Consider the following 16,180-nt stretch of genomic DNA (forward strand, 5'->3'; position numbering starts at 1 on the left):
AAATATTGTATAACTTTGTCAGTGGAAAAAGTCACCTTATTGTGATTCTGAATGTAATTAATTATTAGAATTTGAAACTAATTCCATTACATGTTGTAATACCTGTTAAGAATTCTCTCGAATCGACACCACATATTTCAAACAGCATAAAGGAAATTAAATAATCGTATGAAATTGCAAAAAAGATATTTTTTATAAAAAGGGTAGTTATCTTTGCGAATACTAAATTTAAAGACAATGAAGAGAAATTTTTGCAACAACGCTAATCTTATTTTTGATCGAGCCACTGAGGATTATCATATTAAAAATGATGTAACTTCAGTTATGAACAATCCATTTCAACCTGAAACAATAGATAATTATCTATATGAAAAGAATTGGATTGATGTAGTTCAATGGCATCTTGAGGATATAATTAGGGATCCGGAGATAGACCCGGTTAAGGCGTTGGAGATAAAGAGATGGATTGATCGTTCTAATCAGGAGCGAACAGATTTAGTTGAGAAGATTGATACATATTTTTATCATTTATACAACGGCGTAAAAACGTTGCCTAATGCTTCAATAAACACTGAGAGTCCTGCTTGGGCAATAGACCGCCTATCTATTCTGGCGGTGAAGATTTACCATATGCGCGAACAGACTCTTCGTATCGATACTGATCCTGATCACCTGGACAGTTGTCGCGGCAAACTTGATGTATTGTTGGAACAACGGGTTGATCTCTCTTCAGCAATCGATAACCTTCTTGATGAGATTAAACAAGGAAAAAAATATATGAAGGTTTACAGGCAGATGAAAATGTACAATGATCCTTCGCTTAATCCTGTACTATATGCTAAAAATGTCAAAAAGCTTTAAAGTTTATGGCAAATATTTTGATTATCCGTTTTTCGGCCTTCGGAGATGTAACAATGCTTGTTCCCGAAGCATATTCGGTAGCACGAAGTTATCCGGGTGATCACTTTTTTGTGCTTACAAATAAGCGCTTCGAACCCCTTTTCAAAGGATTATTAAGTAATTTGGAGCCAATAGGAATTGATTTAAATGACTACAAAGGGGTTTTTGGAATTTTCAGGCTCGCCAAGGATCTCGTGAAATTAAATATTGACAAGGTAGCAGATGTGCACGATGTGATACGAAGCAAATTGTTGCGTGTAATCTTTATTCTCAGAAATATAAAAGTGAAACATATAGATAAGGGAAGAGGCGAAAAAAAAGCTATTCTCTCACGCAAGAGCCCGATTCATCCTCTGAAACATACTACAGAGAGATATCATGATGTCTTTTCTAAGTTGGGATATCCTGCAGAGATGCAATTTGAGTCTTTTTTCAGCCACAGGCCAAGTCAAGTCTCTTTACCGGATTCTTTTCCCTTTAATACTGCTTTAAAAAATATAGGCATTGCCCCTTTTGCGAAACACAACACAAAAATGTATCCACTTGATCAGATGGAGCAGCTTATTAGCAGACTGTCAGCACTGGATAATATTAACATTTACCTGTTCGGAAATGAGCAGGAAATGGAGTTGCTATCGGGATGGCATGAGAAGTACAACACAATTTCAGTTACAGAAATTCTGACACTCGAACAGGAGCTATATCTGATGTCGAGGCTAAACGTATTAATTTCCATGGATTCGGCAAACATGCATCTGGCATCACTCGTGCGCATCCCGGTGATTTCAGTCTGGGGGGCAACTCACCCTTGTTTTGGCTTTTACGGATTTAAGCAATCTCCTGGAAATGCCGTGCAGATAGATCTGGAGTGCCGTCCTTGTTCGGTTTATGGGAACAAAACATGTGCCAGGGGAGATTTGGCATGTCTTAAAAGTATAAGCTCCAACTTGATATATTCTAAAATTATGAGAATAATATGAGAATAGGGTTTGATGCTAAGCGATTCTTCCACAACACACGCGGTCTTGGTAATTACAGTCGCGATACCCTGAGGCTGCTGACGGAAAATTTTCCGAAAAATGAATATTTGCTCTTTAATCCGAAAGAGAGTCATAAATTTGCGGTTTCTATGCTGAAAAATGTCAGAGAATTGCGGCCTGAATCTCTTATAGGGAAAACAATTCCCTCTTTTTGGCGCAGTATGGAAATTTGCAGTGACATAAAAAAATATAAAATTGATATTTTTCACGGCCTGAGCCAAGAGCTGCCTATAGGTATTAAACGTACCGGTGCAAGATCGGTTGTTACTTTCCATGATGCCATTTTTATTCGATATCCTGAGCTTTATCCTTACTACTATCGGAAAATATTTGAACAAAAAAATAAATACTCTTGTCGTAATGCTGACAGGATTATTGCCATTAGTGAGCAAAGCAAGCGTGACGCTATTGATTTTTTTGGAGCAGATGAAAAGAAAATATCTGTAGTTTATCAAGGTTGTAACTCAATCTTTTGGAATTCAGTTGATAATGACAAGAAACAGGCAGTTCGTAAAGCTTATCGGTTGACAAACACTTTTTTGTTGTATGTGGGAGCTATAGAAAAACGTAAAAATGCGAGGCTCATTATTGAAGCACTCCATCGCAAGTCGCTGGAAATACCACTTCTGATTGTGGGAAAACCTAGCAACTATATGGATGAACTAAAGAAAATAATCAGTGATTATAAAATGGAACAACAGGTAATATTCCGTCATAATGTTGATACAGCTGACTTACCTGCAATATATAGTGCTTCCGCAGCTTTTATTTACCCTTCTCTTTTTGAGGGATTTGGTATTCCGGTATTGGAGGCTTTAGCGACTGGAACCGCGGTTATCACCTCGCGTGGAAGTTGTTTTGAGGAGACCGGCGGAGACGCAGCCATCTACGTGGATCCTTTGGATGCCGATGAACTGGGAGAAGCAATTGAGCGTGTCCTTACGGACAATATCGTTCGTAACCGGATGATTGCAAAAGGAAAAGAACATGCTGAAAAATTCAGGGATGATAGAATTGCATCATCTTTAATGGAGGTCTATGATTTACTTAAACATTAACAAAACTATTTCAAGTTAGCTGATCTCTATTTTATTAAACTTTCTAATGTATTACAGTTGCATCTGAACCTATTAGTGAAGTTATTTTTTTAACTTTGTTCAGCTCGTTTTGCTATTGCCTATAACAAACAAGCTTGTTTTATGCTAATATGGCTATTTACTCATTTATTGCAAGCAAACATGAAGGGGGGCTAATGTTTTTTTATTCTTAGCTGATTCCAGTATTTTACGAAAAAAAGTCGTGGAAGCAATTTTAATTTGGTTTTAAAATCGTCTAGTTCCATCACTATAGCTATATTCTCTGATAATCCATTTACACGTTGAGTGTGCGATAGTCCCGATTTATCGTAAACAACAATGGGGATATCAATCTTTTTGAAGATAACTTTGTCCAAAATCAATTTTTTATAGAATTTAAAGTCAGACGACAGTCGGTACTTTTCATCAAACGGATATTTTTTAAGTTGTGAAGTACGGGTAAAAACAGCCTGATGGCAAAACGGCATCCGGTGAATGTTTTTGATTTCGGAGGGTGCCTCTTTTAAAATATGAGAGCCGTCTCTTTCCGTCAAAATATTACCATAAAAAACATCTGCAGGCATTTTTAGGAAACCGCTTACATATTCAAGGACATTGGCATTAGCGAAAATATCTCCTGCATTCATAAAAATGACCCACTCTCCCGATGCTTTATTTACAGCTTTGTTCATAGCATGATAAATGCCATCGTCTTTCTCAGAAACAAGAATATCTATTGAATCACGATATTTCTCTATAATTTCTAATGTACTATCGGAAGATGATCCATCTATTACAATGTACTCTTTATCTGAAAAATTTTGATCTATCACGCTCTGAATGGTTTTTTCTATCACCTTCTGAGCATTAAAGCAAACAGTAACAACGGATATAAGCATTTTTGAATCCTAAAAAATCTTTTAATTAATCTTATAAATTATTCTGCCGGTAAAAGTATAACAAATCTTTTTAATGGAAATGTATTTAACTGAAAAATATTTCTACGGAATAAATCTGTTGCAGGAATTAAACTATTTGATTAATTTTGTGTCTCAGTTACTGGCCGGGTTTCAAAGATCAACATAAAACCATAGTTGCAAAACAGCAAGTGAACTGTTATTAAGCTACTGGTATTTATGTGTTATAATATTTAATGGGGTTGACCGGTTTTGACAGCGGGTAGAAGAGGTTTGTAAGCATGCAGTGCGTTGTCGGTTTGCACTTTAATCTCAAACGTCAAACAATTAACTGGCAATAATAATTACGCTCTTGCTGCGTAACCGAAGTACAGTAGGTTAATCGCTTAATTCTGCCACAAGGTGGCGGAACAAGACATCACCCGGAAGCTGTGGCTTCGAAGCGTTCCGATCAGGTGGTGCAGGCAAATCGGAGATAGGATTGGAGAGGCTTCGGCTCCTTTCCGAAAAATTAGAAGATAAGGATTGAGTATGATGGCTTCAGTCGCGCTCTTTCCTGACAAATAAAATGAAGATAAGCATGTAGAAAGCAGATTGCTTCCTCGTTTGGACGAGGGTTCGAATCCCTCCAACTCCACATGGTTTGGTAAGTCGCACATAATCAACGTGCTGGAGTAGTTTGATTGTCTATGAATTGTCTGTCAGACATTTATAGACAATTATTTTTTAACGGTTGCAGGAAATGGTATTCGTAGAACAGCTCGATACAAAGAACTGGTTGATACCGGTGGTTTGAGATACTGTAAAATAAAATGGGAGGAAAACCTGTTTTGTTTTTCTCCTATCCAATTTCATGATTTGGTGTCGTGAAGCTCTCTTATTAATTCATCTTCATCTATTTATTTCCCCGGCTTCCCTGTCCGCTTCTGAAGTTAGTTACCTCTTTCTGGATAAAGCTTCTCTCGGCTTGCTGAGCTCTATATAGCTTCTCGGGAGAAAGCACCTTTTCGAATTTTGCAGAATACTCTTTGTCAAGTGCTGCTTCTCTGAGCTTTACATCCACATCGTCATCCAGCATCTTTCTGTATTCTTCCTCTGAGATGTTGTTGTTATCCTTAATACGATCAATTTTATCTCTGTGGCGCTTATGCAGATCGAACTTCTTTTGTGTCAACTCATTGTTCAGAGGGAAATATTTATTTGCCTCTTCCTGAGTTAGTCCGGCTTCCTTCTTTATATATTCCATTTTTCTCTTTTCGTAATCAGCCATGTTCATTTTTCTGTTCTGGGCAGATATTGTAAAGGAGAATACCGGAAGCATCAGCACCGAAAAAAGCAATACAATACTTTTTCTCATAACAAAAATCCTTTAAAAGATGTATGATAATTATTAGTTTAAATAATATTGTTTGTACATGTAATCGAAGTAGCCGTCATTTATCATTTGTTCTTCCAGATACTGATAGAATTCCTCTTCGGTTATCTGAACAGTTGACCAATAATTATCAACTTGAGGCGATCCGGTGAGTGTTTGTTCCGGAACATTCTGATAGTCTGCAATATTGCTACTCTTATTTTTTTCTTTAATCAAAAAATTTATGACAACATACATACCCACGAACATGGCAGCCATATAAACCCAGGGTTTTACCCTATCCCACATGGTAATAACCTGTGGTTTTATAATCTCCCTCTCCGGCAGGCGATTTATTATTTCTTCATTAAATTGTGCGAAATAATTTTCGGGTACTTTAAAAGGAGTTTTAGTTTTATCTATTTCTTTTAATTTGTTAAATTTGGTTTCCATACCTTTTATTTTTTCGCTGTACTGATAAATAGACTTAACGATAGGTAAAAGGTTTAATGTGTTTTGTCCAAAAATTTTTCAATTTTCTTTACAGCATGATGGTACGATGCTTTCAGGGCGCCAACTGAAGTACCAAGTATGTCGGACATATCTTCATATTTCATCTCGTCAAAGTATTTCATCTGAAAAACAAGTCGTTGCTTTTCGGGAAGGGTAAGGATGGCTTTCTGCAGGAGTAATTGTGCTTTATCACCGTCAAAATATTCGTCTCCTTCTATCGTGTTTAGCAGAAAAGAGTCATCATCGTCAATGGAAACGTTATTCTGGCTTCTCTTTTTGTTCAGAAAGGTGATGCTTTCGTTAATAGCAATACGATATAACCAGGTACTAACCTTGGCCTCACCCCTGAAATGATCAAGATTTGTCCAGGCTTTTATGAACACATCCTGAAGGATATCGTTGGCATCATCGTGAGACAAAACCATTTTTCGTATCTGCCAGTAAAGCCTTTCGCTGTATTCAGACACAATACCGGCAAACGCTTTACGAGCTGTGCGCGGGTTGCGCAACTCTTCCAGTAGCCGTTCCTCGTTATTTATTTCCATATTTGCGGAATTCAATCTAAAGATAAAAATTTTTTGTAATATTTATCTCAGATGTTATCACCTTTTTCGAACCATGTAATAAAATTCTGTGCGATATCGGTATTTTGTTGCCACCATTCATATGAATCGTGGTAGTACGAAACGCTGATATAGCGGCAGAATGTGTCATAATAATCAGATTGAAATATATGTGAGAAAAAGGGAATGTAAAACGTCCATAATACTCCCTCTTTAGAACTATTATTATCTCTCTTGCTTTCTTTATCAATGACCTGCATAATCTCTTTGTTGACAGTCTTGAAAAGTGTAAATTCACTTTCTTCTTCAGGTGTATTTTTCAATGAATCAAGAGCAGTGATGATGGCATGGTAAACAAAATTTCGGTTTAATCCTTCCTCTATGCTAAGTGGAGGAATTTCTCCATGACTCGACGATTTGGTTGTTTTACGAATCAACTGCTGTTGAATAAAAGATCTTTCCAAGGGCTCTTCAGTAATTTTTATTCGCATGGTGCGCAACATCTCCTCGAACGCGTTTTTAGAACGCTTGCTGTCTGGTTCCAGCAGAAGAAACATCTGGAACGAGAGTATGCTCTGGACCCATAATCCTTTGTCGTTCAAAGCATATGCGTTAAGAAGGAAGGCGTCGCTGTGCGATTTATCCAGGTCGATTGATTTTTTTATATGTCCGATTGCATTTTCAATATCTCCTTTTTTGTAATGGTTAACAGCCAAATTGAAATGAAGTAGATATTCATCACCGTTTTTTATTAATCCTTCTTCAAGGAGATTGATGGCATCTTCCAGCCGGTTCATTCCTGCCAGTGCTTCACTTTTTACAGCGTAAGCACCGGTTGAAAGCTCTTTATTCTTTGAATTAATTACTACAGTACTGAATTTCGATGCATTTTGATAATCATTAAGTGCCAGATATGACAATGACAGTTCATAGGTTGCATGAATATCTTTTGGATCAATTTCAAGAGCTTTTCTGTATTTCCCGATAGCGCTCTTATATTCACCCGCATCGTGCAGTTCCACACCTTCCTGAATGAGCTTTTGTACGTTGGCACTCTGCCCATATAATAGGATTGAGAAAGTGCCCACTAAAAAAGTGATTGTAAATAAGGTTCTCATCATCGTAAAAATTCATTTGGGTTGATAAAAGTAAGACAAAAAAAGTAATTCTGGATTTATATTTATAGAAATGGTGTAAATTGTAACACTTATAAACAAATTTTATGTACAAGTATCGGGTTTTTTACTTTTTTTGGTGACAGTAACTTTTCCATGTAGCTCCGTTTTTATATAAGACATAAGGAAAAGTTGTTTAATTTTGTAGTCTCATTTTTATGGCTGAAAAACTGCTTTTGAGACGAGAAGTACAGATTAGATTTTTGCATTCAGCAGAAGAACTTGCTCCTAAAGCCCAAAATATCAAATAGTTTATAAATGATAATACTTAGGTAAATGTTTATTTCGACACCAGACAATACTGGATAAAGATTACTGATTTTCGGCAAAACCAATTCTGCCGGCAATTATTTATATATGGCAAATCGAGACATTTGCTTGGCTATTAAGTTTATGAAAGTCAACAAAGTGAGCAAGATTTTTGAGTAAAAAACCAAAACGCTTTCTATTATTATAAAATAAAATATTATGCAGTATATTCAGGTACAATTTGATTGTAATCCGGCAAATGAGGTTATAACCGATGTTCTGGCAGCACTTCTGGCTGAGATTGGATTTGAGACATTTGTTCCGGCAAACAGAGGTTTGGATGCCTACTTACCGGCAACCCTGTTTTCGGAGAAAGAGATTGATGATCTTCTTTCGAAATTTCCCATGGAAGCAACAATCACCTATTCATCCCATGCAATGGAAGATAAAGACTGGAACGAAGAGTGGGAGAAAAACTATTTTCAGCCTATTGTAATCGATGAAAAGGTATGCATCCATAGCTCTTTCCACCGGCCGGAAAAGGAGTATGAATACAACATTCTTATCGATCCTAAGATGGCTTTCGGAACCGGCCATCACCAGACCACCGGTTTGATGATGAAAGAGATTCTAGCCATGAACCTGGCAGGTAAATCGGTTCTTGATATGGGATGCGGTACGGCTTTGCTGGCAATATTAGCATCGATGAAAGGGGCTGAGCGCGTTACAGCTATCGATATAGATGAGTGGGCCTATAACAATGCTCTTGAGAATGTGCAACTGAACGGTACTGAAAACATTCGAGTGTTGCAGGGAGGTGCCGGGTTGTTAGGCTCTGAAACATATGATGTAATTTTAGCCAATATCAACAGGAATATTCTTTTAAGGGATTTTCCATTATATGTTAACGTGCTAAATGTTGGCGGACAGATTGTTATGAGCGGGTTCTTCGCAGAGGATATCCCTGCCATCCGCGCCAAAAGCGAAGAATACGGCTTAGTATATCAGCACTTTTTGGTGATGGATCAATGGGTTGCTGTTTCGTTTCGTTTTTGAATTAAATAAAATAAGTATTACCTTTGCGCAACTTTAAAAAATTGATATTATTTAGGTTATTTACAAATGGAGTGGTTAGTAGAGTTAGTTACAGGTTCTGGGATTGCGCATTCAATATTAGTTCTTGCTCTTGTTATTTCCGGAGGTTTATTACTGGGGAAAATAAAAATATTTGGTATATCGCTGGGGACAACATGGATACTTTTTCTTGGTATATTTTTAGGACATCTTGGACTGGAGGTTAACGGTGAGGTATTGCACTTTCTGAAAGAGTTTGGGCTTATCCTTTTTATCTATTCCATTGGAATGCAGGTGGGCCCCAGCTTTTTTTCTTCGTTCAAGCAGGGAGGAATGACACTGAACCTGCTGGCATCGGGTGTTGTAATACTTGGAGTTTTAACAGCATACGTTATTCATCTTGTTAATGGAATACCCATTGTAACCATGGTGGGTATCCTTTCGGGTGCTGTAACCAATACACCTGGCTTGGGTGCGGCTCAGCAAACATATACCGATATTACCGGTTCAACCGATCCTTCTATTGCCACAGCATATGCCGTGACCTATCCGCTTGGAGTAGTGGGGATAATAATGAGTATTGTATTTTTCAGATATATATTCAAAATTGATCTTCACAAAGAGAATAAAAGGCTCGATGAAAACAGCGAATCCAAAATGAATGAAGCACATATGTTCTCGCTTCAGGTTAAGAATCCCGCCATTTTCGGAAAGAATATACATGAAGTAAAAACACTTATTGACAAGGAATTTGTGATTTCCAGGGTTTTACACTCACAGACAAATGGACTGGCGGTACCGCGTACAGAAACAATATTGAATGAGGATGACAAAATTATGGTTGTTTCAAACCTTAAGAATATTGATGTTATTGAAGCTCTCATAGGAAAGCTTATAGATATGGGTAGGGAGGAGTGGAATAAGCTCGATTCACAACTTGTTTCCCGCAGAATTAACATCACCAAATCCGAGATCAACGGCCGATCAATAGGTAACCTGAAATTGAGAAATATTTTTGGAGTAAATATTACACGTGTGAATCGCGCCGGTGTCGACCTTATTGCCGATTCGAGGCTCCAGCTGCAGTTGGGTGACCGTGTAACGGTGGTAGGGGCTGAGTCAGATATTGCCAACGTTGAAAAATTTCTTGGAAACTCTCTGAAACGGCTTAGAGAACCCAATCTTATATCAATATTTCTGGGAATAGCACTGGGTGTATTAGTGGGAAGCATCCCTTTTATGTTACCCGGTATTCCTCAGCCTGTGAAACTTGGGCTTGCAGGCGGCCCGCTTATCATATCAATTCTGATAAGTAAATTCGGCCCTAAATACAAGCTTGTTACATATACCACTATGAGTGCAAACCTGATGTTACGGGAGATAGGTATTGCAATTTTCCTTGCTTGCGTGGGATTGGGTGCCGGTGAGAATTTTGTAGAAACAGTAGTTAATGGTGGCTACAAATGGATTGGCTATGGCGCTATCATCACCGTGATTCCATTATTGATAATTGGTACTATAGGAAGAAAGGTATGTAAGCTGAACTATTTTACACTTATGGGATTGATTGCAGGCAGTATGACCGATCCGCCAGCATTGTCATATTCAAATGCGACAGCCGGAAATGATGTGCCTTCAGTGAGTTATGCAACCGTATATCCACTTACGATGTTTCTCAGAGTAATTACGGCGCAACTGCTTATCCTTCTTTTTATTTAACTTAAAGCTGCCATTATTGTTCTGGCAGCTGATTATATTTGATGCGCGAATTAGTGATTGTTGTATTTCTAAATGTGAAAATGTGACGGTTGGTGCTACAAAAAACATGTTTTATCGCCATCGTTTCGGGCACGCTTGGGGAGGGCAGGAAGTATTATAGTGTAGCAAGAGATATGTTTTGTCGCAATCGTTTGCACTGTTTTATGAGTAAAAGTTGCATGTAATCACTTCTTTCGTTGACTAATAGTTGTAGATTTGTTCTGAATCTAAAATAATTTAATACGCATAATACGTTAAAAAAGAAGAAAATCTTACTAAACGAAAGAAACAGAATGGTACTTCTTACTTTTCAAATTGATTATCATACCACATGGGGTCAGTCGGTATGCCTCTGTGGTTCTATTCCCGAACTGGGTAATTATAATGAAACCGATGCTGTTGTCCTTTCGAATGATGGCGACAGGTGGTATACGGAAATTAATGTATCAGAAACGGCGGAGCTTCAATACTACTATTTTATCAGGCAGGGGAACAGTACCATTCGACGTGAATGGGGAAGCAACCGAAGACTTAACGTCATTGAAAAGATTAAAGAGTATCTTGTTCAGGACCTTTGGAAAAACAGGCCATACCACACCTATTTATACTCATCGGCTTTTACAGAAAGTATATTTTTTCATGAAAAAGAGCCTCTACCCTCAGAATATTACTCTCAAACAGTTTTATTGAATGTAACATGTCCTTATGTATGCAGGGACCAGATCCTTTCCGTGAGCGGCGATTGCGAGGCATTGGGCGGATGGGACTTAAAAAAAGCCAAAACACTATCGCTCGTGAATGACGGCGAATGGCAGATAGTGCTTGATGCTGAGGAACTGCCCGAAACATGTTATTATAAGTTTGTCATTCTCGATAAAAAAAGTGGAAAAGCCATTCACTGGGAAGATGGTGGAAACCGCATTCTGTATGCAGGAAAGGCTCATAAAAACTACAGGCTCTTTGCTGAGATGGCTCTGCAATATCATCATCATCACTTTTCATATAAGGGAGTGGGTACTTCAATACCTGTTTTCTCGTTGAGAACAAACGAAAGCTTTGGAGTGGGCGATTTTACCGATTTGCACAAGATGATAGACTGGGCAGTGGCTACCCGTCAACAACTTATTCAGCTGCTTCCGGTGAATGATACCACGTCCACGGGCACATGGTGCGACTCATATCCATACAGTGGTATATCAATTTATGCACTCCACCCAATATATTTGGGGTGCATGGAATATCCTTTAAAAGATAAGAAGAAGCTTAAAGATTACAGGGAAGAGGCGGAACATCTTAACTGCCTACCCAAGTTGGACTATGAAAAGGTGCTTAAGCTCAAGAGACGTTACAGCAGGGATCTCTTCGTGCAGGATGGTAGGGAAGTACTGTCTTCGGAAGAATACATCGTATTTTATGAAAAGAATAAAGCCTGGATCTTTCCATATGCATGCTACTGTCTGCTGCGCGATAAAAACAGTACGGCTGACTTTAGAAACTGGGGTGAATTCAGTAGTTACGATGAAGCCCGCTTGAAACGGATGCTTGAAGTTTATCCGGAAGCGAAAAATGAGACTAATTACTGGTTCTTTGTGCAGTTCCTGCTTCACAAACAATTTTCCCGGGTAAAGAAGTATGCTCACAGCAGAGGTGTAACACTCAAGGGAGACATTCCTATCGGAATAAGTAGAAACAGTATTGATGCGTGGACCAATCCCAATCTGTTTAATATGGATACGCAAAGCGGTGCACCGCCCGACGACTTTTCATTCTTTGGCCAAAACTGGGGATTTCCTACTTACAACTGGTATGCGATGGAGGAGGACGGGTATGCATGGTGGATAAGCCGATTCCAAAAAATGGCGGACTATTTTGATGCATACCGTATCGATCATATCCTGGGATTTTTCCGTATCTGGGAAATACCTCTGGATGCCGTACAAGGACTATTAGGCCACTTTAACCCGGCATTGCCCTACTGGGCTGAAGAGATTAACCGGGCAGGTATTCCTTTCGATGAAGAGAGAATGGTAAAACCGTTTATTCATGAACATTTTTTACCGGATATTTTTGATAAATATACCAAAGAAGTAAAGGAGAATTACCTGGAGGTATCGGGTTGGCAGCGTTTCAAGCTAAAGCCGTTTTGTGATTCTCAAAAAAAAATCAAACACCTATTTGATAGTAAGTCTGACAAGAAAAGCCGACTTATATGCGATGGTCTTCTATCTCTTTGTACAGAGGTCCTTTTTATTCGAGATCCACTTGATCAAAATCGTTTTCATCCGCGCATTACGGCACAATACACCTATTCGTACAAGTATCTGGATGATAATGTAAAAGAGGCTTTTAATCGCCTTTATGTCGAATTTTTTTACAACCGTCATAACTATTTTTGGAGAGAACAGGCAATGAAAAAACTGCCTGTGCTTATTTCATCTACACCGATGATGGTATGTGGAGAAGACCTGGGTATGGTGCCCGACTGTGTACCTTCGGTAATGCATGAATTGCAGATATTGAGCTTGGAGATTGAACGAATGCCCAAAGATCAGCATGCTACTTTCACCGACCTGCAAAAGCTTCCTTATCTCTCCGTTTGTACTACATCAACACATGATATGTCGCCCCTCCGTTTATGGTGGACTGAAAACCGGGAACTAACACAACGTTATTATAATGAGGTACTGCATCGAGAGGGTACCGCACCGGCCGAATGTAATACAGCAATCTGCCTGCAGATTATTGAACATCATCTCCAATCATCGGCCATGTGGGTCATTCTTCCCTTGCAGGACTGGATGTCGATAGATGAAAGGCTTCGTAATCCCGATATTGCGGACGAAAGGATTAATGTGCCCGCCAATCCTTCGCATTACTGGCGCTACAGAATGCATATATCGCTTGATGACTTGCTCAAAGAGACCACATTCAATAAAAAAGTGGAGGCAATCTCACGGAGATAAAGGAGATAAAGGAGATAAAAATGACAGGTTTAGAGTAAACATGAAAAGAGGGTAAAAACACATTATGTTTTACCCTCTTTTTACAGTTATGCTGTATAGTGATTGTTACGCTTTTCCTGCGCTACCCAATACATTTTCAGTTTTGTGCATGTAGAGCTTTTTCAACTCTTCACGTGCCGGGCCGAGATATTTTCGTGGATCGAATTCAGCCGGTTTGGTTGCAAATACCTCACGCACGGCAGCTGTCATAGCAAGACGGCCGTCAGAGTCGATATTTATTTTACATACAGACGATTTTGCAGCTCTGCGCAATTGCTCTTCGGGTATGCCGATAGAGTCATTCAGCTTACCTCCATATTTGTTTATGGTTTCCACATACTGAGGCGGAACGGATGATGATCCGTGAAGAACGATGGGGAAGCCCGGAATTCGTTTTTCAACCTCTTCAAGAATATCGAAACGCAAAGGAGGAGGAACCAGTACACCATCTTTGTTGCGTGTGCACTGCTCGGGAGTGAACTTAAAGGCTCCGTGTGAGGTGCCGATAGAGATTGCAAGTGAGTCTACACCGGTGCGTTTTACAAAGTCTACAACTTCATCCGGTTCGGTATATGTGTGGTGTTCAGCCTGCACGTCATCTTCAATGCCGGCAAGTACACCCAATTCTCCTTCCACAGTAACATCATGCTGATGGGCAAAATCGACCACCTTTTTTGTCAATGCAACATTTTCCTCATAAGGGAGGTGAGAACCGTCTATCATTACTGATGAGAAACCGTTTTCTATACAATCTTTACAGAGTTCAAAGCTATCTCCATGGTCGAGATGTAGAACAATTGGAATTTCGTAGCCAAGTTCTTTGGCATATTGAACAGCTCCCTGAGCCATATAACGCAACAGTGTCTGGTTGGCATATTTACGTGCACCGCTTGACACTTGCAGAATCACAGGGGACTTGGTTTCAACACAAGCAGATATAATGGCCTGCAATTGTTCCATGTTGTTGAAATTAAAAGCGGGGATAGCATATCCGCCATCAATAGCTTTTTTAAAAAGCCCTCTTGAGTTTACAAGACCCAATTCTTTATAACTTACCATTGTACTAATTGTTTTTTATTTTTAAGAATTATCAAAATATTATCACAAAAATACGATTAAATCTGTAATTAGAGAAATTATAATCCGAAAGAGTGTTTAAAAATGATTATCAGGTGGTGAAAAAAACAAAATCCATCTGATTGATAATTACCAAAAACGGTTGTTAAACAAATTATTTTTGCTATTTTTGTCTTTCGATAAGTCAGCTTACAGATCATTATTCAGTTGAGGACAATATCTTTCAAGTTAACTATCACTTATTCTAATATTATTTTACTTTAACTTACAATTTAGTTATTATGATTATAGGAATACCTAAAGAGATTATGCGGGGTGAAGCCCGTGTTGCTGCAACTCCAGAAACCGTGAAAAAATTTGTTAAGGATGGGTTAACGGTCCTTGTGGAAACCGGAGCAGGAGAAAATTCCCACTATTATGATGAGCAATATGCAGGCGTAGGGGCTGAACTGATCCCCGGCCCGAAGCAACTATTTAAAAGAGCCGACCTTATTCTGAAAGTAAAAGAACCGCTGTTCAACGAAAAAGAAAACAGGCACGAAGTGGATATGATGCACCGGGGACAGTATCTCATCACCTTTATACATCCTGCCTCTCCCGGAAATCATGAGATGGTGAAAAAACTTGCCGGAGCAGGTGTGACGAGCCTTACTCTTGATGGTATTCCGCGTATATCGAGGGCACAGCATATGGATGCTCTCACCTCAATGAGCACGTGTGCCGGATATAAGGGAATGATAATGGCTGCAAATGACCTTCCCTGCTTTATGCCGCAAATGTTCACAGCTGTGGGAATGCTTAAACCTGCCAATGTACTCGTTATAGGTGCAGGGGTAGCGGGATTACAGGCTCTGGCAACTGCTAAGAGGCTGGGTGCGGTAACCTATGCCATGGATATCCGTCCCGCTGCAAATGAGCAAGCTAAGAGCCTTGGCGCCAAAGTGATTGATTCGGGTGTACCTGCTGAGAAGGCTATGGGTGAAGGGGGGTATGCTAAAAAGCTATCAGAAGAGTGGATACAGAAGGAAAGAGAGACGTTGAGTAAAGTACTATGTGAGATGGATATCATCTTTCTTAGTGCGCTGATACCCGGCAAGGTAGCTCCAATACTCATCACTGAAAATATGGTGAAAGAGATGAAGAAGGGTTCTGTAATAGTTGACATCTCAATAGACCAGGGGGGGAACTGCGAGATCACCCCTGCCGGAACAAAGGAGGTGAAACACAATGTGACCATTGGTGGCATAAAAAATATTCCCGGCTTAATACCTGCAAGCTCCACCTGGATGTTTGCAAATAATGTTTATAATCTGGTGAATTATCTTATTAAAGAGGGTCAGATAGTGCTTGATCTTAAAGATGAGATAACAGGATCGATTCTGGTGACTCATAACCACGAGGTAGTACATGAGGGCGCACGTGAAGCTATGGGATTATAATATTCAAAAAAAGTTATATACATCAAAAATGCATTAGCGGTTA

13 protein-coding genes and 1 other RNA gene are annotated in these 16,180 nt (G+C 39.1%); 8 read left to right on the plus strand and 6 right to left on the minus strand.

From position 1 onward, the window contains the following. Positions 1–237 precede the first annotated feature (237 nt). Genes B3B27_RS10360 through B3B27_RS10370 form a run of 3 tightly spaced genes read left to right on the plus strand, consistent with a single transcriptional unit; the run spans position 238 to position 2,998 of the window. Positions 238–861 (plus strand): DUF4254 domain-containing protein, encoded by a 624-nt coding sequence (locus tag B3B27_RS10360; RefSeq protein ID WP_238866790.1) that lies wholly within the window; start codon positions 238–240, stop codon positions 859–861. Positions 862–866: 5 nt separating this feature from the next. Beyond that, positions 867–1,880 (plus strand): glycosyltransferase family 9 protein, encoded by a 1,014-nt coding sequence (locus B3B27_RS10365; RefSeq protein WP_238866789.1) that lies wholly within the window; start codon positions 867–869, stop codon positions 1,878–1,880. Then, positions 1,877–2,998 carry a glycosyltransferase family 4 protein gene (locus B3B27_RS10370; protein WP_238866788.1) on the plus strand — a complete coding sequence of 374 codons (1,122 nt, stop codon included), beginning with the start codon at positions 1,877–1,879 and terminating at the stop codon, positions 2,996–2,998. The genes B3B27_RS10365 and B3B27_RS10370 overlap by 4 nt, the downstream gene beginning before the upstream one ends. Before the next feature lie 191 nt (positions 2,999–3,189). Here B3B27_RS10370 and B3B27_RS10375 read toward each other — a convergent pair whose 3' ends face one another. Beyond that, complete coding sequence (locus B3B27_RS10375) at positions 3,190–3,915, minus strand: glycosyltransferase family 2 protein (protein WP_286847385.1); 726 nt, start codon at positions 3,913–3,915, stop codon at positions 3,190–3,192. A gap of 256 nt (positions 3,916–4,171) precedes the next feature. Here B3B27_RS10375 and ssrA point away from each other — a divergent pair. Next, positions 4,172–4,573, plus strand: a transfer-messenger RNA (tmRNA) gene (gene ssrA, locus B3B27_RS10380). 255 nt (positions 4,574–4,828) lie between these two features. Here ssrA and B3B27_RS10385 read toward each other — a convergent pair. From B3B27_RS10385 to B3B27_RS10400, 4 genes are read right to left on the minus strand one after another with little or no spacing between them, the layout of a single operon-like run. Then, positions 4,829–5,290 carry a hypothetical protein gene (locus B3B27_RS10385; RefSeq protein ID WP_238866786.1) on the minus strand — a complete coding sequence of 154 codons (462 nt, stop codon included), beginning with the start codon at positions 5,288–5,290 and terminating at the stop codon, positions 4,829–4,831. A gap of 33 nt (positions 5,291–5,323) precedes the next feature. Then, positions 5,324–5,740, minus strand: coding sequence for a hypothetical protein (locus B3B27_RS10390; RefSeq protein WP_238866785.1), 417 nt, complete (start codon positions 5,738–5,740; stop codon positions 5,324–5,326). Between the two features lie 53 nt (positions 5,741–5,793). Next, positions 5,794–6,345 (minus strand): RNA polymerase sigma factor, encoded by a 552-nt coding sequence (locus tag B3B27_RS10395; RefSeq protein WP_238866783.1) that lies wholly within the window; start codon positions 6,343–6,345, stop codon positions 5,794–5,796. Positions 6,346–6,392: 47 nt separating this feature from the next. Next, the gene (locus B3B27_RS10400; protein WP_238866781.1) at positions 6,393–7,484 is read right to left on the minus strand and encodes a tetratricopeptide repeat protein; all 1,092 of its coding nucleotides are present in this window, start codon (positions 7,482–7,484) and stop codon (positions 6,393–6,395) included. 522 nt (positions 7,485–8,006) lie between these two features. Between B3B27_RS10400 and prmA the strand changes: the two genes are divergently transcribed. From prmA to B3B27_RS10415, 3 genes are all read left to right on the plus strand, one after another. After that, a complete protein-coding gene (gene prmA / locus B3B27_RS10405) occupies positions 8,007–8,843 on the plus strand; it encodes a 50S ribosomal protein L11 methyltransferase (protein WP_286847386.1) in 837 nt (278 codons plus the stop codon). 66 nt (positions 8,844–8,909) lie between these two features. Next, positions 8,910–10,580, plus strand: a complete 1,671-nt coding sequence (locus B3B27_RS10410) for a putative transporter (RefSeq protein ID WP_238866777.1) — start codon at positions 8,910–8,912, stop codon at positions 10,578–10,580. Between the two features lie 332 nt (positions 10,581–10,912). Continuing rightward, on the plus strand, positions 10,913–13,582 hold the full coding sequence (locus tag B3B27_RS10415; RefSeq protein ID WP_286847388.1) for a 4-alpha-glucanotransferase: 2,670 nt from the start codon (positions 10,913–10,915) through the stop codon (positions 13,580–13,582). 105 nt (positions 13,583–13,687) lie between these two features. Here B3B27_RS10415 and B3B27_RS10420 read toward each other — a convergent pair whose 3' ends face one another. Beyond that, complete coding sequence (locus B3B27_RS10420; RefSeq protein ID WP_238866772.1) at positions 13,688–14,680, minus strand: class II fructose-bisphosphate aldolase; 993 nt, start codon at positions 14,678–14,680, stop codon at positions 13,688–13,690. Positions 14,681–14,979: 299 nt separating this feature from the next. Between B3B27_RS10420 and B3B27_RS10425 the strand changes: the two genes are divergently transcribed. After that, on the plus strand, positions 14,980–16,137 hold the full coding sequence (locus B3B27_RS10425) for an NAD(P) transhydrogenase subunit alpha (protein ID WP_238866770.1): 1,158 nt from the start codon (positions 14,980–14,982) through the stop codon (positions 16,135–16,137). Positions 16,138–16,180: the final 43 nt, after the last annotated feature.

The sequence above is a fragment of the Proteiniphilum sp. UBA5463 genome, from assembly GCF_002427225.1.
Lineage (GTDB): Bacteria > Bacteroidota > Bacteroidia > Bacteroidales > Dysgonomonadaceae > Proteiniphilum > Proteiniphilum propionicum.

What these genes read in the sequence shown, in the direction of transcription:
- B3B27_RS10360 (WP_238866790.1), top strand. Translation starts at nt 238, where the DNA reads ATGAAGAGAAATTTTTGCAACAACGCTAATCTTATTTTTGATCGAGCC.
- B3B27_RS10365 (WP_238866789.1), top strand. Translation starts at nt 867, where the DNA reads ATGGCAAATATTTTGATTATCCGTTTTTCGGCCTTCGGAGATGTAACA.
- B3B27_RS10370 (WP_238866788.1), top strand. Translation starts at nt 1,877, where the DNA reads ATGAGAATAGGGTTTGATGCTAAGCGATTCTTCCACAACACACGCGGT.
- B3B27_RS10375 (WP_286847385.1), bottom strand. Translation starts at nt 3,915, where the DNA reads ATGCTTATATCCGTTGTTACTGTTTGCTTTAATGCTCAGAAGGTGATA.
- B3B27_RS10385 (WP_238866786.1), bottom strand. Translation starts at nt 5,290, where the DNA reads ATGAGAAAAAGTATTGTATTGCTTTTTTCGGTGCTGATGCTTCCGGTA.
- B3B27_RS10390 (WP_238866785.1), bottom strand. Translation starts at nt 5,740, where the DNA reads ATGGAAACCAAATTTAACAAATTAAAAGAAATAGATAAAACTAAAACT.
- B3B27_RS10395 (WP_238866783.1), bottom strand. Translation starts at nt 6,345, where the DNA reads ATGGAAATAAATAACGAGGAACGGCTACTGGAAGAGTTGCGCAACCCG.
- B3B27_RS10400 (WP_238866781.1), bottom strand. Translation starts at nt 7,484, where the DNA reads ATGATGAGAACCTTATTTACAATCACTTTTTTAGTGGGCACTTTCTCA.
- prmA (WP_286847386.1), top strand. Translation starts at nt 8,007, where the DNA reads ATGCAGTATATTCAGGTACAATTTGATTGTAATCCGGCAAATGAGGTT.
- B3B27_RS10410 (WP_238866777.1), top strand. Translation starts at nt 8,910, where the DNA reads ATGGAGTGGTTAGTAGAGTTAGTTACAGGTTCTGGGATTGCGCATTCA.
- B3B27_RS10415 (WP_286847388.1), top strand. Translation starts at nt 10,913, where the DNA reads ATGGTACTTCTTACTTTTCAAATTGATTATCATACCACATGGGGTCAG.
- B3B27_RS10420 (WP_238866772.1), bottom strand. Translation starts at nt 14,680, where the DNA reads ATGGTAAGTTATAAAGAATTGGGTCTTGTAAACTCAAGAGGGCTTTTT.
- B3B27_RS10425 (WP_238866770.1), top strand. Translation starts at nt 14,980, where the DNA reads ATGATTATAGGAATACCTAAAGAGATTATGCGGGGTGAAGCCCGTGTT.